This is a genomic window from Wolbachia endosymbiont (group A) of Cydia splendana, from assembly GCF_947179475.1.
Lineage (GTDB): Bacteria > Pseudomonadota > Alphaproteobacteria > Rickettsiales > Anaplasmataceae > Wolbachia > Wolbachia pipientis.
In genome coordinates, this window is record NZ_CAMXBP010000001.1 from 242405 (window position 1) to 264219 (window position 21815).

Sequence of the window (21815 nt, forward strand, 5' to 3'; positions counted from 1 at the left end):
ATATGGATATGGAAAATAATTTACAAGACTTAAAGAAAAAATTTAATGATATAGAGAGGAATTTGGAAAATCCTACCAATTTAAGTCAAAAAGAATTCATTACCCTTTCAAAGGAATACTCTGAGCTCAGGCCAATAATCAAGATAATTGATGAATATAACACGCTGAAAGAGGAAATTTCAGACTTAGAAGAAATAATGAAAGATGAAAACAGCGAAGGTGATATAAAAGAGTTAGCAAAAGAAGAATTTTTCGAAAAGCACAAGGTATTATTACCAAAAATAAAAGCAAAATTAAAGTTAGCATTATTGCCCAAAGATGAAGATGACTCAAGAAATGCAATATTAGAAATTAGAGCAGGTACAGGCGGAGAAGAAGCAGCATTATTTGCAGCAATGTTATTTCGTATGTATCAAAAATATGCAGAAAGAAGAAATTGGAAGTTCGAGCCAATAAGCATTTCTAATACAGGTATAGGTGGCTATAAGGAAGCTTCTGCACTCATTAATGGAACAGAAGTTTTTGCAAGGTTGAAATTTGAATCAGGGGTGCACAGAGTACAGAGAGTGCCAGAAACTGAATCCTCAGGAAGGTTGCATACCTCTGCCGCTACTGTTGCGATATTACCTGAAGTAGAAGAAGTTGACTTTAAAATAGAAGAAAAAGACTTACGAATAGATGTTTATAGATCCAGTGGTCCTGGAGGGCAATCAGTGAATACAACTGACAGCGCAGTAAGGGTCACCCACTTGCCAACAGGGATAGTTGTGATACAGCAAGATGAAAAATCGCAGCATAAAAATAAAGCTAAAGCGCTCAAAGTATTGAGGGCAAGGCTATACGAAATTGAAAGACAAAAAAAAGAAATGGAAAGGTCAACAATGAGGAAAAGTCAGATTGGCTCTGGTGATCGTTCCGAGCGCATAAGAACATATAATTTCCCACAATCAAGAATAACAGACCACAGAATTAATCTAACTTCACATCGGCTAGAGCAGATTATCAAAGAAGGCGAACTAGATGAATTTATTGAGGCATTAATCTCACGTAGTGAAGCAGAAAGATTGGCAGGGGAAAGTTAGCAGCCTACAATGGAATATCTTTATTAATTACATAGGATCTTTTAAACGCAATAGATAGACAGTAAAAACAAGTTCTAGTACTATCGCGGATAAAACAAGAACAGCTACACTAATTGTTTGACCATTGTAAATGTAGCTTGTTAAGCCGATAAAAATAGCCATGATAAAAGCTCTAATGAACGAGACTGCAGAAGAAGCTGTGCCTTTAATTTCAGGGAAAACATTTATTGATGCATTAAAAATCACTGGCTGGAAAATTGCACAACCGATAGAAAAAATAATCATAGACAGTGTTACTAAGTAGAAAGAGTGGGGTACAATTATACTGAATATTACAAGCAATAGAGACCCAATAGCACCCACGCTCGTACCAGAAATTACACACTTTATTGCTCCAAGTTTCTGCAAGATTTTGCCAGCAAATAGACTGATGAGTGAGAAGCACCCAACTATTGCACCTTGATGTAGTGCATAAATAGTGCTAGATAAACCAAAAGTCTTCATATACAGAAAAGGTCCACAAGTGATGAATGACATATAAGCAGCAGAAAAGAGGCTTGACATCAAAGACAACGTAACAAACCTCGGATTAGATAGTAGTTTTCTGTAATCTTTCATCGTTTTTTTCAAACTGAAAATATCGCGGTCCTTTTTTGTTTCTGGTAACGCTAAAAGCAGCAAAACCCAAGAGATCAAACAAAGTATTGCAACAGTTGCATAATTACCACGCCATCCTACAATTTCATTGATGAAACTGCCTAACACTGGCGCAATTGCCATGACAACTGTAAGAACAGAATTCATGATTCCAATAAATTTCACCGCTTCGTCACCTTTATAGCTGTCTGCAACGATTGCAAACACAACTACAGATGTGCTGACACCAATGCCCTGAACAAAGCGAGAGATTAAAAGCCAAAAAATCGACGGTGCAAAAACACAACCAACAGCGCCGATTAATAACAAAGTGTTACCTATGATCATAATTCTCCTTCTGCCGTAGCATTCAGACAATGGACCGAAAAACAACCCTCCTATGCAAAAGCCTAAAAAATTATAAGCAATAGTTAATTGAATTGTTCCTTCTGATACGTTAAAATAGCGCACCATATCAGGAAAACTAGGTACGGAAATGTCAATTTCAATGAACTTGGCAATTAGAGACAGGATTAATAGAAATGGTAGTAACATTTGAGATTTTCAATTAATGAATAAAAATATCACATTTAAAGCGTTGAAAGAAGAACATTTTTTACTGTTATTAAAATGGTTAGAAACACCTCACGTAAAGAGGTGGTGGATAAATTGGACACCAGAGTTAATTGAGAAAAATATGACAACTATGTTAAAGCTCTTACTCTCTGTCCTAACTTTACTTATTTCCTCTTACTTTTTCAACAGTTCGTCTAAATTACTACAAGCAGTTTAATTTTTAGTAAATATGTCATTATTTAAAAATATGCAAGAAGCTTTATAGAAACTTAACATAATTTTATCATAAAAATGTCATTCTTAAGTCCTATGTAAAAACAAATTTTGGCACTAATTTAATTAACTATGAGCTGGATAAATTGGAAAATAAATTTTGTTTACTTTTACAATACCTTAAGATCTAATATTACTTTATCAGTCAAAAGTATCACAATAGGCTAGTATGTTCTTTACTCTTTTCCTAAAAATATTACCTATTTATATTACGATATTTATTGGTTATTTAGCAGGAAAATGTCTTAAAATTGATAGAAACACTATATCTCAAATACTCTTTTATATAGCTAATCCAATAGTGATTTTATATGGAGTTTCTCATACAGAAGTTAATTTAAAAGTAATTTCTCTGCCGATTTTGATATGGTTTATAGGTAGCACTATGTCCTTATCAGTGTATTATCTTTCTTCTTTTTTATTTAAGGATAACACGAGAAACATATTAGCATTTAGCTCGGGTAGCACAAGTATGGGTTATTTTGGCCTGCCGATTGCCATGGCTTTATTTGATGAAGATTCAGTATCTGTATATGTTGTTTGTTATATAGGAATGGCGCTATTTGAAAACAGCTTAGGATTTTACATAGCTGCAAATGGTATTTATACCGCAAAAGAATGCATATTAAAGTTGTTCAAACTTCCTTCGCTTTATGCGATGGTTCTGGGCTTCTTTTTAAGTATATACGATATACAAATACCTACTTTTTTAACAGATGTTATGATGAACATTAGAAGTACTTTTGTCACATTAGGAATGGTGCTACTTGGAGTGAGCATTGCGAATATTGCAAGCTTTAAAATAGATTGGAAGCTTGCTTTGATCACTATTACAGCAAAGTACGTATTCTGGCCACTGTTTGTTTTAGGAATTGTCCTTTTAGACAAGCATGTTATAGGTATATACGATGAGAGCATATATAAAGCACTGATGTTGCTGGCTATTATTCCAGTTTCTGGGTCCAGTATAATACTTGCTAATATTTTGAATTATCAACCAGATAAAGCTACTCTGTTGCTTCTAATCAGTACTGCAGTGGGACTGTTTTATGTTCCACTAATAATATCATTATTTTTTACTAAACTTGTTCCTTTTTGATCAAAAAATTAAGCGCTTGCACAACCATTATTTGGGTAACAACACAAGACATTGATAAAACTTGAATTTATAGCTAAAGCAACTTCTACAATTTGGTAACCCGTCATCCCGCTACTAGTTAGCGCCGCGGCGGTAAATTGACCTTACCCAGAAAAAGTAGAGAGAAAGTTAAAACGTTTTTGGAGTAAAATAAAACGTTTTTTCAAAATATGACAAATAGAAGAGAATATACAGCAGAATTCAAATTAGAAGCTGTTAAGCTGGTTAAAGAAACAGGTCAAGCAAGTACAAAAATAGCAAAAGATCTAGGTATAGATGGCAGTATGTTAAGTAAGAAAATATGATGGAAAAATGTCTGGAGCATACGCATTTCCAGGCAAAGGCTCCTTATGACAAAGAAAGATTTGATCTAAAAAAAGAACTAACAAGAGAAAGAGACATTTTAAAAAAAGCCCTGGGCAAAGAAAAAGAGTAAAGTATTCTTTTATATAGAAATTGCTATAAAACACAGGAACTATGTAGGGTTTTGTACTGGTGGTATGGGTTGCTAAGGAAAAAAGCAGTAAAGAATTAGCAAAAGAAGGGCTTCTAGCAGATATTCAAAAAATACATCAAGCTTCTAAATGCAGATATGGAGCCCCTAAAATTCACGCTGAATTAAAAGCTTTAGGCAAAAATTAAAACAGTACAAAGTGTTATGCAAGAAAATGGCATTAAAGCCAAGTTTAGACGAAGGTTCAAAAATAAAAAACAGCAAATAAGCAACCGAGTTGTGGCTCCGAACACATTGGATCAAAATTTTACTACTGATCAGCCAAATAAAGTTTGGGATTACCTACATAAAAACTAAAGAAGGTTGTTGGCGGCAATAATTGACCTATATTCACGCATGGTGGTTAATGAGTAACATGATAATTAGTTATAGATTCTTTATTGATGGCCGTTGATAAACGCAAACCCGATAAAAATCTGCTGTTACATAGCGATCAAGGGTCACAGTATACCTCTCAAAATTACCAATTTCTATTGAATACAAAAAACATCATTTCCAGCATGAGCCATAAGGGCTGTTGTTACGATAACTCTGTTGCAGAAAAGTTCACTTAAAAGGGAGCTGCTTATTGATACTTCTCGCTCAACAAACCAGAACTGCCATATTTGAATACATAGAAATCTTTTATAACAAATAACGTAGACATTCTACTATTAACTATTGCATTCCTGCACAATTTATTCTCATGATAAAAACGTCTTAACTTTCTCTCTACTTTTTCTGGGTAAGGTCACCTCTTTAGGTGCTCCTTTTTTCTTTCTTATACACACAAAAATCATATAGAATTGTAAATACAGCTTTTTTATTCTGATGCTTTTCAATTCTATAGCTCTGGTTGTCTCTCTATTACTATTTTTCTACATTATCGTAAAAAAACTGAGCGAAAAGAAAGCAAACCTTGAGGGTAATTTATGTAAATTAGAGCAAGAACTTCAAGAAACAAAGCAAACTTTGCTTACGAAGAATGAAGAAATAGTTGATTTAAGGGTCAAAAAAGCAGAACTTGAAGTAACTCTGCAAAAAGAACGTGAGGAAAAGAAAAAGGAAATAGAATTACTAACAAAAGCAGAGGAGAGATTAACAAACACTTTTAAAGCGCTCTCTCTTGATGCTTTGCAAACAAATAACAATAATTTTCTGAACTTAGCAAAGGAAGTAATCGATAGTAAATTAAAAGAAACGGAAAGCGATTTCAAAAAAAGACAAGCAACGATCAACGAAGTTGTAACTCCAATAAAAGAAAAATTAGAAAAATTCGATAATGAAATACGTGAGCTAGAAAAGGAGAGGGTAGGGGCCTATGAAGGTTTAAAGGAGCAAATTGGAGCGCTGATGAACCAAACTTCCAACCTTGCTAATGCCCTGAGGAAACCTCACATTAGGGGCAAATGGGGTGAAATGCAACTCAAAAGAGTGGTAGAAATGGCAGGAATGATTGAGTATTGCGATTTTTTTACTCAGCCGTCAGTGATTGATAAAAACGAGGATAATTTATTGCGTCCTGATTTAATAATCAAAATGCCATCTGGAAAGCAAATAATAATAGATGCTAAAGTGCCGCTTGATTCTTACATGGATGCTATATCACAAAATGATTTGCAAATACAAAAGGAGAAATTAAAGAACCATTCCCTGGCAATAAAAAAACACATAAATGATTTGGGTAAAAAAGAGTATTGGAATCAATTTGAAAATACGCCAGAACTTGTGGTGCTTTTCTTAACAGGGGAGGGGGTTTTTAGCGCAGCACTGGAATATGAGCCTGCTTTGATAGAGATTGGAGTGGAAAAAAAAGTGATCATTGCAACACCGATCACTCTAATTGCGTTGCTGAGAGCAATAGCGTATGGATGGAAGCAAGAGATGATAGCTGAAAACGCAAAGAAAATCAGTGAACTAGGTCATATTTTATATGAGCGCATTTGCACAATGGGTGAAAACTTTGATAATTTGCGCAGGAGCTTAAAAAGTGCTGTTGATCATTATAATAAAACTGCTGGCTCTCTTGAAGCAAGGGTGTTTCCTGCTGCTCGAGAATTCAATAAGCTTGGTATACATGCAAAAAATAAAAGTTTAAGTGCTGCAAAGGAATTAGAGTCTTTACCACGCAGTTTACATACTGAGGAGCTGAAAGTAGATTAGGCATCTTAACAGGGAGTGTTAAATAAACCATACGCGTCAAGTTAAGGAATGTAGAGAGCTTAAAGTAGATACCCTGGTCTTCCTATATCTGTCTTTCAAAGAAAACTTTGACCAGATTATAGTAAGCTTTTTTAGAAAAATTTTTAAATTATTGACAATATTGTTTAATATCAAAAAGAGCTCTCTAACCCGCCTTTTCAATTCAATAAATGCCTTTGTTAAACTGAGCTCCGTGTTCTTTTTTAGTTTTACACAGCCAACCATTTCGTGAAATACGAGAATAGCACATAATTTTGCGTATAGCTCGCACAATACTCTAAATGGATTTGTCTTTCCTTTTAGTTTATCAAGATTGATATGACTTTTATATAGTTTAAATAGTAATTCGATTTGCCATCTTACTCTATAAACCGTCAATATTTGTTCAGCATTAATTTTACTCTCTGGAACATTAGTTATAAATATTGACCAATCTAATAACTTTTGATTCTTTTGAGAAGATGTATATCCATGTGACTTTGCTAATTTATTAGCCTTTCTTCTTCTAGCCATAGACTGTTCTTCAGTTAGCTTTTGACATATAATTCTTACCTTAATTTTTACTTCCTTTCCTAATAATACTTCTTTTTCTGAAGATAATTGACCTTCTAAATACTCCAATAGCTCTATTTTTTGATTTGTTTCTATATCATATATATTGGTATCAGACTTATAACGACTAACAAAATATGCACCTGCTTCATCAATCTGTTTAAAAGAACTAGGCACAAAGTAGCCCAAGTCAAATATTAGCAAATCATTGGCTGATAAACCGTTCAGATAATCCCTATAACCTTGATCCGACCTTATTCCTTCCATAAAATTTAACTTATCTAGCGCTTGATTCAGGTAATCAAAGACTAACTGTAGCTTTATTCCTGATTTAGTATTATTCTCACAATCTCTATAGCTACTGCCATATCCTTTGTACATATCTTCCATGCTACTGGGCAGGCTAATGTAGCTGCTATCCAATAATTTAACGCTTCCAAATTGCTGTAAAATTTTGCAATCAATCTGTAGACTTTTTTTAAATAAACACAAAGCTTCGTTATACATTTTTTTCATGAACTCAACTGCTTCTTCACTAAACCTAAAATCTAAACCCTGTTTTGTAATTTCTATCGAGTCTTCATTTAGCAATTGGCACATTGTTTCTATGCTGCAATCATCAACTCCTATGTTACCAAAAACCATAGCTTTTATGAATGATGAGCCATTAAGTTTTCTCTTTCTTTTTATAAAACCTACTGCAATTGATATTTCGTCTGCTTTTTCATTAAAGAATTCATTGAGGTCTTTTGATAAGCAAGCTATTCTGTCCATTGTAAGTTCTCTCATTCATATATCCAAGAGAATTTATACCTTATTATTTTCCTTCACTCTATCAACTTTACTTACACTTTTCCTTAACTTGACGCGTATGGTTTATTTAACACTCCCTCACTTCATTATAGAAAACGGCCTACTGTTTCTTCAAGACTTGAAGCTTTTCTCATTTTTTCGCGCTTTGTCCAAGAGTCCACTTTTGTTGCATCAGATTGATTAATTGTTTCAGAACGAATCAACTCTCCAGATCTAGTAAAAAAACCTCGTTCAATAGCATCACGTACTGAACACCCACCAAGCAAACATTTTTCCCCTATTCGTTCCTCACAATTCTGTAATTTTTTCCACTTTTCTTGATCTTCTACTTCTACCTTTATTAGATTTTGCTTATCAGGGTATAATCTCACTTCCAACTCTCCCAAGCCAGTATCGAAAGTCAATACTATATTACTACCATCTGCTAGGCCTACATAATTCCTTATAGCGTTTTCCGTTATAATTTCTACCTCACTCTTACCTATCTTTATTATATTTCTTCCGTATTGTACACCTTCCTGAGTGATACCTAAACCCCTTGCTCCATTTGTAATCTTTGCAACATCTACTTTACTATCCTGTGAATATTCAAGACAGAGAGTAGAGTTGTCGATTTTTACGTCTCTTACCTTACCACTTGTTGCGCTTTGAACGATTGTTATGAAATCTAAAGCACGATTCTCATAATCTGCATAAGCGTTTTTCATATTAGCTTTGTGGCTTTCAAACTCTTCCAGTTCGTCAATTACATATATACTGCTTATGTTGTACAAAATTGCCCCTTTTGATATCAATTGACATACTATACCACTAGCAACCTCTATATTCCTTGAACCTTCGGAACTCTTTCTTAATTCACTAATCTTTCTTATCACAAAATCTGTAAAACTATATTCCTTTTCATATACCTTTCCGTATATACTACCCTGGTTAGGAAAGTTCAGCCTTACCCCAAGTTCTATAGCTTCGTTTACAACGCGTTTTAACTCATCTATATCTTTGGATTTATTTACCCTACCCAAAAATATTTTCAACTTTTCCGACTGATCTAATATTAAATCATCCCATAGAGTTCTAAGCTTAGGCAAACGTTTTTTGTCCTTCCACTCTTCGTAATCAATCGCTCCTGCTTCTAGCAGCAACTTTTTTGCTTCTTTGAAATGAGTTTCATTACCATAACAAGCCTCCCTAATCTTTTGAAAAACTCGAGACTTTCCTTCGCAATCACGAAGATTGAGAATCTCTTTAAGACCTTCATTTCCTTTGTGCTGATTGAAAAACTTTCTTAGTCGATTAGTGTTAAAGCTATGACCGCAAATACCTTCTAAATCATTTTTTGCTTCCAATTGCTCCTGAGTTAAAAAGATCTGTTCTAAAAGATTCACTTCAAAAGGTTTTTTGTTAATAATTACAATGTCTAGAGGAGTTTTTCCTTGTCTGTCAGTTTGACCACGTGCTCCTTTTTTCAGAAGCAAAGGTATATTTAAAGTATTATAATAAGCAGCATAGTGCAAAGGTGTTTGCCCTTCACTGTTAACTATGTTAGGATCAGCACCAGATTTTAAAAGTAAAGTCATAAATGCACTAACTGCACAACCTATGTCTTTTTCCACTGCTAAATACTCCATACCTTGTATTACATGTAGTATTGTCAATTTGGATTCTCCCCTTTGAAGATTGAGAACAGCTTTTAGATCATCACCTTTGTTATCGTGTAAAAAGTCCTCAAACCTTGTAATGTCACAAAATGGAAAGTCTGTAAGAAGATTTAACAGTGCCTTATTCAAATTTTTTTGGTTATCTTTTAAATCAGGTACGTTGAAAGACCAATCAGATATTAAATTTTTGAATTTTTCCCTTTTAATAATAGAGGTCAAAGAGCTGTTATCACTAAGCAGCAACGAGTATTTAATTGACTCATACTTATCATCTACCCGCCCCTCCTTCTGTTCTACCTTTACCTCCTTTAAATACTCTGTATCATCATCTTTAATGCGTTTAGCTAGATCCTTTAAAAATTCAATATCTCTGTTTTCCAGTAAAGGTAATGCCCCCTTCTTCATGAGAATCGAGACCATTTTTGTACTTCGTCCAGCTAAGTATAATGGAGTGCGCCGTTTTTCATCTAACGCATTAACATCAGCTCCATTGTTTATAAGATACTCTACTATTTTTATTTTTTGGCTCAAGACAGCATGATGTAGAGGAGTGCTTCCGTCATTATACTTCTTATTAACACTTGCTCCATTTTTTATTAGGATCTCTACCATTCTTGTGTTCCCTTGTGAGATAGCATAATATAATGGATCACGATTGTACGCATCAATTGTGTTAACATCAGCTCCTCCTTTTATAAGGGTTTCTACCATTTGTTTGTTGTTTTTTAAAACAGCAAAACTTAATTGGCACAATGTACCTGGATCTACTTGCTTTAATCTCTCTTCTATTTTACTAACTACATTACTCTTACTGAAACCAACATCAGCGTTAGCAGAATTTAATACTTCCTGCAATTTATTCAATTCCATAACTCCACCTCGGTTAAAAATACTACACACCATTTTCACACGCATGACATAAAATGCAAGAACTAATATGACATGCAACATTCGTCCTTAGGCATTTGAGGTAAGCTTTGCCTATTCACTTCACATTCATTTAGCCTACTATTAGGCTTTAATACTGCATATGTAATGCCACCAGCAATGGCCCCAACAATCAATGCAGCAGTAGCTGATATTGATAAACTAAGATGAATAGCAGTACATCCAATAGCCACACTTGTCAACATGGTCATTATCCCTACACAGAAACTGGTCTTTATTGCTCTATTAGTTATAGTTAGGTGTTTATTTTCTGTCACTTTTTGATACTGTATCACATTTTTATCATCAGCCAGACTTCCCGAGGTTTTGGGACACTCCCTTACTCGAAGACTAAGATACTTAACTATATCTTTGTAACCATTAGAATCTGCCAAATCGGAAGGAGTCTCACCTCTAAAGTTTTTTACATCAATAGTAGCCTTTTCTTCCTCTACAAGATATTCAACTATATCGTAGCAATTCATTCTAGCAGATTCATGTAATGGAGTATCGCCATTTTTTTCGCTTACTACATTAACATCAGATCCCTTTTCTAACAGAGCTTTAACTATGCCTAAACAGCCCACCTCACAAGCAATATGCAAAGCAGTGCATCCTTCTTCGTTTCGTGCTTCAAAACTAGCTCCTTTTTCTAACAGAAATTGAACTACTTCCAAATGACTACATCCAGCAGCTTCATTTAAAGCAGTATCGCCTTCATAGTTTGTTGCATTAATATCAGTACCTTTGTCTAATAGAGCTTTAACGATTTTTAAGTAACCCTCTCGAGCAGCAATATGCAATACACATTTGAAACTATTCTTTCGTATGTCAGCATTATTCATTTGGCCCAATAGAGCTTTAACTATTTCTAAGTGGTCCTCGCTAGCAGCAATATGCAAAGCAGTACAGTCTTCGTTGTTTCGTGCCTCAACACTGGCTCCTTTTTCTAACAGAAATTGAACTACATCTAAGTGACACATTTCAGCGGCAATATGCAAAGGAGTGTCATTATCATAGGTTGCTTGGTTAATATTGATTTTTTCTTCACTTATAAAGTACTCAACCACTTTTAATTTACCCATTTCAGTAGCAGAATGAAGAGCAGTGCATCCTTCTTTGTTTCGTGCCTCAACACTAGCCCCTTTTCCTAATAGAACTTGAACTACTTCTAAGTGGCCTGCTTTAGCAGCAATATGTAAGGCAGTGTCACCATTATCTTTTTGCGCATCAACATCAGCACCATTATCTAGTAGAACTTGAATTACGTTTAAGTGACCCATCTGAACAGCGATATGCAGCGGAGTAGCTTCTTCATTGTTTATTACCTCAACAGTAGCTCCTTTTTTTAACAGGGTTCCAACGATTACGAAGTGGCCCCTGCCAGCAGCAAGATGCAAAGGCGTGTTACCATTGTTGTCTTTTATCTCAACACTAGCTCCTTTGTTTAATAGATCTTGAACTTTCTCTAAGGAACCATGAAAAGCAAAATTAAGTAAGTCAGTATGTATATTACTTTCGTGTACACAATGCTCATCTGTTTTTAAGTGACTATCGAGCGTAGCTAAATATGAATACGTAATATTTTGATTAACTTGATAAATTGGTATGGTCTGTGTTGCATAAAAACCTTGTTCTTTTGACCGCTTTTCTATTCCATCAACCATACTGTTCTCTTCTAAATCTGCTTGAATATTTATTGGACTAGATACTTCTTCCAATTGATTACCCACGACACTACCTTAACTTAAAAACTTATGTTTTAATTATTACACAATTATTATAATTAGCAATAGTTTTATATTTTTTTCAGAATTACAAATTTATTGTATTCAGATATAGGAAAATACCTTTTGTCTCTAAAAAACATTGCAACCAAGTATTACAAAGATTTCAATTATTTACTTCTTCAAAGATCCCAAAAAGATCGTATCTTTGTGAGAACAAGCTACGTAAAAGTAGGGTTATGAAAATAGGAACTTGCAATCTTTGCAACAAAGTTAGGTAAGTTAGTTCGTATGTAAATGTAGTAAAAGTAGGCTAATATAGCTGGTTTTAGGATATAGTAGAATCACTATAAAGAAAAGTTCGAACGGTACACTTGGTAGACCACGCGATTCCAAGAAAAAATCTTCTCACGCTAGCTGATTTTTGTTGCTGGAAATGGTTGCATCATTTAAATTTATTAATGTTATACACTACCAAATTAATAACTGCTCATTTCAGAACCTCCTTCAACTTTACCCAACTCGACACATATACTTTTTGAAACATTGCTGCAAGTAGAAAAAAACAGGTTACCCACCTTAACTTCTTTAAAATTGCTCACATCTCTACTTGATGCATAAGGTTTTTATTACACTCCTTTCATCTACCGATTAGCTCTACCTACCGCCTTTACCTTTGCTAAGGTCAGAAACACGACTAGCTTCAGGACCTTCTAAACTAGACTGTGGCAGGTCACCAAAATTACTGGGATCACTAACACCAAGCGATATAGGTGCTTCTACTAATCCATACCCTCCTCCTACTCTGTGATATCCTAATTCTAGATAAGTACGTAGTAATGGATCAATTTGTTCTCTATTTTGAATGTATGCTTGCAATTGCACATCTTGAAATCCCGGATCATTCCTGAATAATTGTGAAATGCCCACTCTTATGTTCTGAAAGTAATTTCTATCTCTTTTTGGGTGACCTCTTTCAAGAAAATCGCGTATTATATTTATGATATTCTGCACTTTCCCAACAGGATTTTCGTTTAGAACTCGATTAATACTATTAGCATTTTCTAATGCCCATAAACCACAATTCCAGCCATCTGTTTGCTGACTAACAGAAACATTATTAATCCTGATATTATTTCCTAAGTTATTTTGAATGATATCAGTAATATCACCTGGAACAGCAGTAGCAGTTGAATCAGCATAGTATCCAACATAGTTCCCATTTTGACGTTCAATCACTAGTGTAACCCAATGAGCATTATTTAAAGTAATGATTAAGGTTAAACGCTGTTGTTCTTCATTTTCCCTAAATTGATTTAATACTCCAACAATGGGCTCGTTACCGTCATTCCCCTCCAAATTAGCTACTTCAAAAGTGTGATTACCTTCAGTACGAAACTGATATAGCAATCTTGCAGCACGGGCTATATCAATTTGTTGAAGCCAGTAATCATAATAGCCAGCACTTGTTGCAAATTCCAGTGTAAGCAGATCATTTACTTCTATCTGTTGGTTATCAAGAATCCCTCTTATTTGTGTTAATATGTCTTGCACAGTTTGAGTAGTAGGTATAGTTTTATGCTCTAATGAAGACCTTCTCTCTATCACTTTCTCATTAGGTAGCCCTTTCACCTCTACCAACTTAATTAAGGATTTTCTATCGAAACTACTTGGTAGATATTTTACTATCATTTCACCTATTTCTAGAGGTAAATTTTTCACTACAAAAAGATTGAAGATTGCTTCCAAAGCTCGATTGAATAGGTGTAAATTCTCCTTTCCTATTTCATATTGACTTTCCATTATCTTGGAATACGTAGGAAATTTACTTTTATATTCACCTTTCTCCAATACTGTTACTATATCTTTATTAAGCATCAAAGATGCTAATTTATCACCTTTGCTTGTCAAAAGATCGTAAAATGTAACATTACCATTAATTATTTCTTTTTTTATCCCTTCTATTTCATTCACACATCTATCAATATATTCTGACGCTTCTATTTCAAGATCGGGATTATGTTGCACGATATCTCGTGGCTTTCTTACATTGCAACCCTTTAACTTAACTTCATGTTCCATTAAAAGCTTTGCTATATCTTGAAACTCATAACCTACAGCCCAATCTAAAGGATAGTCAACATCCTTAATTTCAGCTCCTTGTTCTATTAGGGTATTTACTGCCTGTATATTATTACTTTTAACAGCCCAATGTAAGACAGTATGTCCACTTCTACTCACCCTATTAACATCAGCCCCTCGTTCTATTAGAGCATTTACTACCTGTATATTGTTCTCCCTGATAGCCCAATGTAAAGCAGTATGTCCACGTCTACCCACCCTATTAACATCAGCCCCTCGTTCTATTAGAGCATTTACTACCTGTATATTGTTCTCCCTGATAGCCCAATGTAAAGCAGTATGTCCACGTCTACCCACCCTATTAACATCAGCCCCTCGTTTTATTAGAGTATCTACTACCTCAAAATTGCCTCTTTCAACAGCAAAATGTAAAGGAGTAAATCCATACCTATCTGCTTTATTAACATCAGCCCCCCGTTCTATTAGGGCATTTACTACCTGTATATTGTTGCTTTCAATAGCCAAATGCAAAACAGTATGCCCATGTTTATCCACCTTATTAATATTGGCACTTCCTTTTATTAGAGCATTGATCAGCTCAACATTACCTACTTGAACAGCTAAGTGCAAAGGAGTATACCTATCCCTATTTATCCGATTAACATTAGCACCTCGTTTTATTAGAGTATCTACCATCTGTATATTGTTGCTTCTAACAGCAAAATGTAAAGGAGTAAATCCATACCTATTTGCTTTATTAACATCAACCCCCCGTTCTATTAGGGCATTTACTACCTGTATATTGTTGCTTTTAATAGCCAAATGCAAAACAGTATGCCCATGTCTATCCACCTTATTAATATTGGCACTTCCTTTTATTAGAGCATTGATCAGCTCAACATTACCTACTTGAACAGCTAAGTGCAAAGGAGTATACCCATCCCTATTTATCCGATTAACATTAGCACCTCGTTTTATTAGAGTATCTACCATCTGTATATTGTTGCTTCTAACAGCTAAATGTAAAGGAGTGTATCTATCTCTGCTTACTTCATCAACATCAGCCCCTTGTTCTATTAGACTATTTACTAACCCTATATCGTTCTTCCTTAGAACAGCTAAATGTAAAGGTGTGTATCTATCATCATCACCCACTTGATGTGATATTAGAGCATTCACTGCATCGAAATTGCCTCTCTCAATAGCAAAATGTAAAGGAGTAAATCCATACTTATTTGCTTTATTAACATCAACCCCTCGTTCTATTAGACTATTTACTAACTCCATATCGTTTCTTAGAACAGCTAAATGTAAAGGTGTACATATATCATCACCCACTTCATGTGCTATTAGAGCATTTATTATCTCAGCATTACCTAATTGAACAGCTAAGTTTAAAGGAGTACGTTCATATTTATCTGCTTTATTAATATCAGCACCTCTTCCTACTAAAGCATTTACCATCTCAAGATTACCTAGTTGAACAGCTAAGTATAAAGGAGTACGTTCATATCTATCTGCTTTATTAACATCAGCACCTCTTCCTACTAAAGCATTCACTGCCTCGAAATTGCCTTCCTCAATAGCTAAATGTAAAGGAGTACGTCCATATCCATCCGTTTGATTAATATCAGCACCTTCTTCTAATAAACAATTCACTGCCTCGAAATTGCCTTTCTCAATAGCTAAATGTAAAGGAGTGCTTCCGTAAGCATATCTGTCACTACTTCCGAAAACAGATTCGTCACTATTCATTTGATTAACGCCAGCCCCTCTTTCTATCAGAGCTCTTATCACCTCTGCATTGCTTACTTGAGCAGCAAAATGCAAAGGAGTAAATCCATACTTACCTACTTCATTAACATTAGCACTTCTTGCTAATAAAGCATTTACTACATCAACATCACCTACTTGTACAGCAAAATGTAAAGGAGTAAATCTATCATTATTCATTTGATTAATCTTAGCACCTTGTTCTATTAGAGCATTTATCATCTCAACATTACCTGCTCGAGCAGCTAAATGTAAAGGTATATATCTGCCCCTACTCTCTTGACAAACATTAGCCCCTTGTTTTATTAGACTATTTACTAACTCCATATCGTTCCTTAGAACAGCTAAATGTAAAGGTGTACATATATCATCACCCACTTCATGTGCTACTAGAGCATTTATTATCTCAGCATTACCTATTTGAGCAGCAAAATTTAAAGGAGTAGATCCATACTTATCTGCTTTATTAACATCAGCACCTCTTCCTACTAAAGCATTTATTATCTCAAGATTACCTGATTGAACAGCTAAGTGTAAAGGAGTATGTCCATATCTATCTACTTTATTAACATTAGCACTTCTTGCTAATAAAGCATTTACTACATTAACATCACCTACTTGTACAGCTAAGTGTAAAGGAGCACGTTCATATTTATCTGCTTTATTAATATCAGCACCTCTTCCTACTAAAGCATTTATTATCTCAAGATTACCTGATTGAACAGCTAAGTGTAAAGGAGTATATCCATATTTATCTGCTTTATTAACATCAGCCCCCCGTTCTATTAGGGTATTTACTATCTCAAGATTACCTGATTGAACAGCTAAGTGTAAAGGAGTATGTCCATCCGTTTGATTAACGTCAGCACCTCTTCCTACTAAAGCATTTATTATCTCAAGATTACCTGATTGAACAGCTAAGTGCAAAGGAGTATGTCCATATCTATCTACTTTATTAACATTAGCACCTCTTCCTACTAAAGCATTTATTATCTCAAGATTACCTGATTGAACAGCTAAGTGTAAAGGAGTAGATCCATATCTATCTGCTTTATTAATATCATACCATAGCAAAATAGCTAAGGATGAAAGAAAAGGAATGTGTCTATCTTCCATTTTGCCTCGTTAAATACCTTACTATAACACTTAAAGTAAAATTTGCAACCAATATAAGTTGTTTAAAAATGTCTTACTTGGAAATATCTGTTACACTTGTTTTGGCTGCGTTAACTTTCCTTAGAACCTGTTAAGAATCTTGGAAATATGAGTTAAAATAGGCATAGATTTAAGAAAGAGGTATATATCTATGCAAAAAAGTTATCCAAGTGATATAAGTTGTGTGATTCATAGAGGTTATTACAGCAAAAATGTAAGATAAAATAAAAACTTTGACTTGTGATAGTTTAAATACCTTATTACAATAATATGAATAAATTCATCAACAAGAGGCAATCAGTAAATGGATACCAAAGTTAAGTTGCGTTTGAATTGGATAGAATTATACAAAAAATTAGGTCATGCAGGCAAAGTGTGTCAACACTATAACATTTCACGCTTTACCTTACGAAAATGGTACAAACGTTATGAAAAGCTAGGTGCACAGGGATTGTCAAACCTTAGTAGCAGGCCTAAAACTTTACCCTTACAAAAAATCAACGAGTCAAATGAGCAGCTCATTCTTCATCTGAGAAAAGCTAGAAAATTAGGAGCAAGACGTATTCAAGCTGAATTGAAGCGTTTACATGATATCTCTTTTGCATTGGCTACTATACACAAAGTTTTGAAGAAACACGATATAAGTCTTTTACGTATTAAACGCCACTATCGCAAGCAGATTAAGCGTTATAACTGCAAAGTGCCAGGAGAGCGTGTACAAATGGATGTTTGCAAAATATCCTCGGGGCTTTATCAATATACTGCTATAGATGATTGTACGCGTTATAAAGTTATCGCATTATACTCAAGGCGTACTTCAAAAAATACTCTGGATTTCTTAAAACAATTAAGGGAAAGGGCTCCATTTCATTGTCAAAGGATTCAAACCGATAGAGGACAAGAATTTTTTGCTTACGAAGTGCAAGAGTGTCTAAAAGAATGGAAAATAAAATTCCGTCCAATTAGGCCGTTTTCACCACATTTAAATGGTAAAGTAGAAAGAGCGCAGCGTACAGATTTAGATGAATTTTATAGTAGCGTTAACATTAAGGATCATGAACTGCAAGTCAAGCTTAGGGATTGGGAAGAATATTATAATAAACAACGTCCTCATAGCTCTCTTCAGGGAAAGACTCCTTGGGAAAAATATAAAGAACTGGAAAAAACAATTCCTTGTCTAAGTGAAATACAAAAAAATTATATTTCATCAAAAGAAACGTTTGTCATGCAAAATTACAAACATGACCAAGAGTTAAAGTCACTTCAAAAATACAAAACCTCTTAACAGGTATTTCAAGTTCAGACTTGATCTGACAAATTAGTTGCAATAACTTCTATGAATCACACATATAAGTCGAGAAAAGTTTGAGATTATTGTAGCAGATCTGGAGTCTTGCAGGAAGAGGACAAAGCCAAGAACACTTGATTTATATGATGTATTTTGTGGAGTGTTATACGTCTTAAAAAGTGGCTGCCAGTGGAGAATGTTACCAAAAGAGTTTCCAAAATGGCGGAATTGTTACGACTATTTTAAGAAATGGAGTGAAAAAGCAGATGCAAATAAAGAAAGTGTTCTGGAGCTGGTATTAAAAAAAAATAGTTGGCATGGTCCGACAAAACAATGGTCGGAAAGAAAAAAACAGCTTCTGCATAATTGATGCACAAAGCGTAAAAAATGCAGATACTGCTGAAGAAAAAGGCTATGATGCAGGCAAAAAGGTTTCAGGAATAAAACGCCATATTGCGGTAGATACGCAAGGTTTACCCCACACAATTTATATAACAACGGCAGAAATAACTGATCGTAGTAGCGCTGTGAGAATGGTTAAAAATGCTAAAGAAAACCTATCTGAAGTTAAAAATATACTAGTTGATGCTGGCTACACAGGAGAAAATTTTGCAACACAAATAAAAGCAACTATTGGCGCTACCGTTGAAGTAATAAAGCGAAACGAATTACACACCTTTGTCGTATTGCCGAAAAGATGGGTTGTTGAGAGATCTTTTGCTTGGTTGCAAAAATGTAGGCGATTGTGGAAAAATTGCGAGCGGAAACTCAACACTAGCCTACAAATGGTCGTTCTTGCTTTCGCTGCTTTGCTTCTGAAAAGATTATGAACAGGCTCTAAGAAAGAAATTGAGCAATTAAAGAATGAAAGTGAAATATCAGAAAGAAGAGCAGAAGAAGCAGAAGTGAGAGCAGAAGAAGAAAGAAGAGCTAAAGAGGAAGAAAGAAGAGCTAGAGAAAAAGCAGAAGCAAAAGTTGAAATGGAAATAGCAGAGAAGAAAGCTCTTGATTTACTATACGATGAAGCAGGCGATCAAGATATATCAAGAAAAAGAATAAAACAAAATAAGGAAGTGCAGAAGTTTTTAGAGTGCCAATATACTTTTCTGGTTTTAAATGAAGGTTATACAACAAAATTTAAGAACCTATGTAAAGAGTATAGGGAGTTGAAGAGGGAAGTGAAAGAGCCTGACTTTGAAAGATTATCAAAGCTTGCGAATGAGTTTGAGAAGCTAAGCAGAAGTTTTATTGAAGGAGAGAAAAGAGAGAATGTACCAGAATGTAGTGATCTTAATATTGATAGATTAAAGCTAAGTATAGTAACGAGAGTAGTACAAGCAAGGGATGTAGCAGAGAAAGAAAAGAGGAAAGTAGAAAAAGAAAAAGTAGAGGTAGAAGAGATAGTAAAACAACTGCAAATACCAAATTCTGCATTTAGTAGTGTAAGTCATGAATCAGTTGCAGGACCTTCTTGGTGGATATGAAAGACTGAAAATTTTTGAAAGGTTTGAACTAATATAGAAAAGATTTTATAAAAATATCAGTCTATTAGTGTCACGGCAAATTGAATTATTTACTCCTTCAAAAAAGGTCGTATATTTTTGAGAACAAGTTGCGTAAAAATAGGATTGTAAAAATAGAAGCTTGCAACCTTTGCAACGAAGTTAGGCAAACCAGTTCATATGTAAATGTGGCTCAATCAGGCTAATATAGCTGGTTTTAGCGTATAGTAAAATTATTATAAATAAAAGTTCGTATGGTACACGTGGCAGACCAATCCATTCCAAAACAAACTCTTCTCACGTTCCTTGGTTTTGAGTGCTGGAAATAGTTATTTTGCTTGAGATCTTAATAATATATTTTGTTAAATTAATATTGATTTATTTGCGGAAGAATAATTAAGACAAGCTCATGACGAAACAAAATTCAAAATAAATAAAATGTCATGTATTGAGTCTATTAAGGGTCTTTTGCCTAAAACTACTTTGGGTTAGAAAATTTTTCTATACATAATAGTAATTGACAAGTTTTAAAGGTGGGATAATATACCTAGAATATATTGGACTTATTCATTATGGTACGTGAAGAATACAATGTTCTTTCATTGTTCAAAAGGAGGTAATTATGGACCGTCGGGATATTTCAGAAGTTTTGTTTCATCTATTAAGGAAGATGATCCTTATAGGGCATCTAAGCTCCTTCAGATTGAACGTTGGTGCTATGCACATTGGATGATACATGAGGGGTATGGTGAAATAAGAAATAATTTTCTTGCACGAGTGTTATCTAGTAAAGATTGCTGGGAAGAAGTCAATAATTTGCATGGAGTGAAGCTTAATAGACAAGTGGTAGGCAGAAAATTAATTGCACCCAGTTCAGATAGTAATCCAAATCCTTTTGGTACTGTTAGATACCAAATTGCATGTGAGTGTTGTTTGGAAGATGAAATACGAGCTATATTTGAGGAAAGAAAAGAGAAATTGTCTGCTAAAGGTGGTGGCAGTTTGCTTGAGTATCGCCGCTTAGTTAAGTGCTATGGAGAAGGTCCTTTAGCTCAATTTTGGTCACATTTCATTAGTGGGTATCTTGATAAACTGGATTTGAGGGGCCGTCATCAATATGAGTATGGGCTTGATTGTGCAGTAGATTGGCAAAGAGTAGAAGCAGTGGAATTCTTTTGGAATAAGATAAAATCTTTGCCTGAAGATGAAATAAGTGCACAAAAGAAGGATGAGATCTTGATGAAAAATGCAGCTTATACGGCAAGACCTAGTTTTCGCATTTGTCCTGATATATTTGAGTTTTTCCTGAGTCAGGTAAGTCCTAATAGATATCCAGAGCTTTTAAGAAGAGATTTAGAGAAAAATGGTCATTATGGATCTTTGAATAAAATGAAAGACATGCCCAATTTTGGTAAATTTCAGGAATTGTTTGATTGTTTAAAATCAAGTGAAATTTCAGAAGATGATTACTCTCTTTGGTTGAAATTCATGATAAAGGACTGTCCAGGGCATTATTTAGGTGCTGGTGTGGAAGTTTTTATGCATATGTGGAAAAAAGAAGGATTTGATAATCATCGTACTTTCACATTGGACGAGGAAATGATGGAAGATTCTTCTTTTCAAGGAAAATTTTCAGTGCATTTGGTTGAAAAAGGTTTTACGGAGCCGGTATGGGCAATGTTAGATAAGGCTAGTTCTAGACAAATCAAGGAGTTCATGTCTTCCGAAAAAGCAAATGATATACGTTCTATATTAGAGCAAGGAGATAATGAATCATTAAGTAAGTTTTTAGCCTATGGTAAGTCTGCTGATAAAGGGCTTGATAAAAAGAACAAACCTGGTCCAAGTGGTGATTTAGTTGAAGTAGAAGTTAGAAAAACGTATGGTAAGTCCAATGTAAGACTAGGCAAGTAAAAAACATTATATATTGTTGGAGGA

The 21815-nt window shown here is 34.5% G+C and carries 12 protein-coding genes and 2 pseudogenes; 9 read left to right on the top strand and 5 right to left on the bottom strand.

Going from position 1 to position 21815, the window contains the following annotated elements; genetic code table 11:
• Window positions 1-2 precede the first annotated feature (2 nt).
• Entirely contained in the window at window positions 3-1082 is a 1080-nt protein-coding gene (gene prfA / locus OM961_RS01175; RefSeq protein ID WP_264339184.1) for a peptide chain release factor 1, read from the top strand.
• A 27-nt stretch (window positions 1083-1109) separates the two neighbouring features.
• Here the strand turns inward: prfA and OM961_RS01180 are convergent, their stop codons facing one another.
• Window positions 1110-2273: a multidrug effflux MFS transporter gene (locus tag OM961_RS01180; RefSeq protein WP_264339185.1), complete on the bottom strand. Its 1164-nt coding sequence runs from the start codon at window positions 2271-2273 to the stop codon at window positions 1110-1112.
• A gap of 16 nt (window positions 2274-2289) precedes the next feature.
• Here OM961_RS01180 and OM961_RS07520 point away from each other — a divergent pair.
• The 4 genes and pseudogenes from OM961_RS07520 to OM961_RS01210 form a co-directional block, all read left to right on the top strand.
• Window positions 2290-2432 (top strand): annotated as a pseudogene (locus OM961_RS07520) (N-acetyltransferase); the annotation flags it as partial.
• A gap of 304 nt (window positions 2433-2736) precedes the next feature.
• Window positions 2737-3666: an AEC family transporter gene (locus tag OM961_RS01190; RefSeq protein ID WP_141456821.1), complete on the top strand. Its 930-nt coding sequence runs from the start codon at window positions 2737-2739 to the stop codon at window positions 3664-3666.
• A 209-nt stretch (window positions 3667-3875) separates the two neighbouring features.
• A pseudogene (locus OM961_RS07525) lies at window positions 3876-4856 on the top strand (IS3 family transposase).
• A gap of 173 nt (window positions 4857-5029) precedes the next feature.
• On the top strand, window positions 5030-6361 hold the full coding sequence (locus OM961_RS01210) for a DNA recombination protein RmuC (protein WP_151807714.1): 1332 nt from the start codon (window positions 5030-5032) through the stop codon (window positions 6359-6361).
• Window positions 6362-6397: 36 nt separating this feature from the next.
• On the opposite strand, the gene OM961_RS01215 is transcribed toward OM961_RS01210, so the two are convergent.
• From OM961_RS01215 to OM961_RS01230, 4 genes are all read right to left on the bottom strand, one after another.
• Window positions 6398-7726, bottom strand: coding sequence for an IS4-like element ISWosp9 family transposase (locus tag OM961_RS01215; RefSeq protein ID WP_155969615.1), 1329 nt, complete (start codon window positions 7724-7726; stop codon window positions 6398-6400).
• A 125-nt stretch (window positions 7727-7851) separates the two neighbouring features.
• Window positions 7852-10293: an ankyrin repeat domain-containing protein gene (locus tag OM961_RS01220; protein ID WP_264339187.1), complete on the bottom strand. Its 2442-nt coding sequence runs from the start codon at window positions 10291-10293 to the stop codon at window positions 7852-7854.
• A gap of 62 nt (window positions 10294-10355) precedes the next feature.
• On the bottom strand, window positions 10356-12083 hold the full coding sequence (locus tag OM961_RS01225) for an ankyrin repeat domain-containing protein (protein WP_236515005.1): 1728 nt from the start codon (window positions 12081-12083) through the stop codon (window positions 10356-10358).
• 651 nt (window positions 12084-12734) lie between these two features.
• On the bottom strand, window positions 12735-17048 hold the full coding sequence (locus OM961_RS01230) for an ankyrin repeat domain-containing protein (RefSeq protein ID WP_264339188.1): 4314 nt from the start codon (window positions 17046-17048) through the stop codon (window positions 12735-12737).
• Window positions 17049-17391: 343 nt separating this feature from the next.
• On the opposite strand from OM961_RS01230, the gene OM961_RS01235 reads away from it, so the two are divergent.
• The 4 genes from OM961_RS01235 (at window position 17392) to OM961_RS01250 (ending at window position 21791) form a co-directional block, all read left to right on the top strand.
• A complete protein-coding gene (locus OM961_RS01235) occupies window positions 17392-18372 on the top strand; it encodes an IS481 family transposase (protein ID WP_264339189.1) in 981 nt (326 codons plus the stop codon).
• A 55-nt stretch (window positions 18373-18427) separates the two neighbouring features.
• Window positions 18428-19205, top strand: a protein-coding gene (locus tag OM961_RS01240) for an IS5 family transposase (RefSeq protein ID WP_264339577.1) whose coding sequence is annotated in 2 segments (ribosomal slippage) — window positions 18428-18676 and window positions 18678-19205 — 777 coding nt in all. Because the reading frame shifts where the segments join, the coding sequence is not laid out codon by codon here.
• 75 nt (window positions 19206-19280) lie between these two features.
• Window positions 19281-19859 (top strand): hypothetical protein, encoded by a 579-nt coding sequence (locus OM961_RS01245; protein ID WP_264339190.1) that lies wholly within the window; start codon window positions 19281-19283, stop codon window positions 19857-19859.
• A gap of 609 nt (window positions 19860-20468) precedes the next feature.
• On the top strand, window positions 20469-21791 hold the full coding sequence (locus OM961_RS01250; RefSeq protein WP_264339191.1) for a hypothetical protein: 1323 nt from the start codon (window positions 20469-20471) through the stop codon (window positions 21789-21791).
• Window positions 21792-21815 lie beyond the last annotated feature (24 nt).

Bases quoted from the DNA above. Each gene is read 5' to 3' on its own strand.
- OM961_RS01190 (WP_141456821.1), top strand. From the start codon at position 2,737: ATGTTCTTTACTCTTTTCCTAAAAATATTACCTATTTATATTACGATA.
- OM961_RS01180 (WP_264339185.1), bottom strand. From the start codon at position 2,273: ATGTTACTACCATTTCTATTAATCCTGTCTCTAATTGCCAAGTTCATT.
- OM961_RS01220 (WP_264339187.1), bottom strand. From the start codon at position 10,293: ATGGAATTGAATAAATTGCAGGAAGTATTAAATTCTGCTAACGCTGAT.
- OM961_RS01230 (WP_264339188.1), bottom strand. From the start codon at position 17,048: ATGGAAGATAGACACATTCCTTTTCTTTCATCCTTAGCTATTTTGCTA.
- OM961_RS01210 (WP_151807714.1), top strand. From the start codon at position 5,030: ATGCTTTTCAATTCTATAGCTCTGGTTGTCTCTCTATTACTATTTTTC.
- prfA (WP_264339184.1), top strand. From the start codon at position 3: ATGGATATGGAAAATAATTTACAAGACTTAAAGAAAAAATTTAATGAT.
- OM961_RS01250 (WP_264339191.1), top strand. From the start codon at position 20,469: ATGTTCTTTCATTGTTCAAAAGGAGGTAATTATGGACCGTCGGGATAT.
- OM961_RS01235 (WP_264339189.1), top strand. From the start codon at position 17,392: ATGGATACCAAAGTTAAGTTGCGTTTGAATTGGATAGAATTATACAAA.
- OM961_RS01215 (WP_155969615.1), bottom strand. From the start codon at position 7,726: ATGGACAGAATAGCTTGCTTATCAAAAGACCTCAATGAATTCTTTAAT.